This is a genomic window from Lysinibacillus sp. NPDC097287 (assembly GCF_044761695.1).
In the GTDB taxonomy this organism is placed as follows: domain Bacteria; phylum Bacillota; class Bacilli; order Bacillales_A; family Planococcaceae; genus Lysinibacillus.
Map to the genome: position 1 here is coordinate 1 of NZ_JBIWCX010000068.1, position 1,274 is coordinate 1,274.

At 62.7% G+C, this 1,274-nt stretch carries 2 protein-coding genes; both read left to right on the forward strand.

Annotated elements, in window-relative coordinates:
• On the forward strand, positions 1-529 hold a 529-nt coding region (locus ACIQ2D_RS22080; protein WP_402867429.1), incomplete at its 5' end, for a hypothetical protein.
• 468 nt (positions 530-997) lie between these two features.
• Positions 998-1,274, forward strand: a 277-nt coding sequence (locus ACIQ2D_RS22085; protein ID WP_402867430.1) for a transposase, incomplete at its 3' end; no start/stop codon positions are given.

The window sequence follows — 1,274 nt, forward strand, 5'->3', positions numbered from 1 at the left end:
AACGTCCATACCCACAACACCTAGCGAGCACGCGGTGACCGCGAAGAAAAAGCGTACCCCCGCCAAAGCGACACACACCGCGCCGAGTCCAGAGGTCGTCGCCGCCACCGAATTCCTGCTCGGCCAACCCGACGCCCGCGCGCTTCGGCGCCGCTACCTCGAACTGATCACCCGCACCACCAGCGCCTCCGGCAAGAGGACCACCGATTACGCCGCCGCCGAACGGTACCTCCTCACCACCGCGGCCAAGCTCCGACGGACACGCCCTAACCCGCCGCCGCCAACCACAAAACAACACCACCGCAGCGACCAGCGGATTACGCTCCGCCCCAACGGTATCCGGGACAGATCCACTCACGCAGGAGTGAAAGACCGCCGGAGAAAGAGAACCATCATCACCTACCGCGTGTACACCCCCACCCGCCGCGGCACCGCCGAACGATCGACCCGAACCCAGCTGGCACCCAACCAACTCAACGATCGATTGAGACCACCCGGTCCAAAACTAGGCCACCCAACCAAGATCTGACTCCTCAAGGTCTCCCGTATCAGTTTCGGTCCTACCTGGGATGGACGGACGGCGCCACGGCACGACTCCGGCTTCGGGGCGCAGCAAGAGAAGGTCATCATTCAAATCTTTTGTCACGGTCGGACGGCCCTTGGCTCCACCCTTGAGGATCTGTCGTCGAGCTTCCTGACCAGCACCGTCGCTGTCGAGCAGGACTGAGCACGCAGGCTTGAACTGGTCTCGTCCGCGCGCCAGGTACAGCATGTAGGGCATCATCCGGAACCGAAACAACTCGACGGTCTCGTCGAGGCCGCCCGCTACATCCACGCAGCGCGTCGCAGTGCGGTCAAAGCACGAACTGCCACTCGCGTTCAGATCAAAAGTCTGCTGGTCACCGCACCCGAGCAGATTCGGGCCCGGTACCGAAGTACCGCCGACACGGCATTGTTCCCCGCCTTGGCCCGCACGAGGCCGGCATCGGAAGAGAACATGCTCACCCGCACAATCATGTCGTCGTTGAAATCTCTGGCGCGCCGGTACCAGCACCTCACCGCGGAAATCGACGTACTTGAGGCCGATCTCGAGCAGCTGGTGCTTGCGATCAACCCGGGGCTGGCGCAGACGAAGGGCATTGGAACCGTCACCGCCGCACAACTATTGATCACCGCCGGTGGAAACACCGATCGACTGAAGTCGGAAGCGTCTTTTGCAGCACTCTGTGGGACGAGCCCTATTCCGGCTTCCAGTGGCAAGACCGCTCGTCACC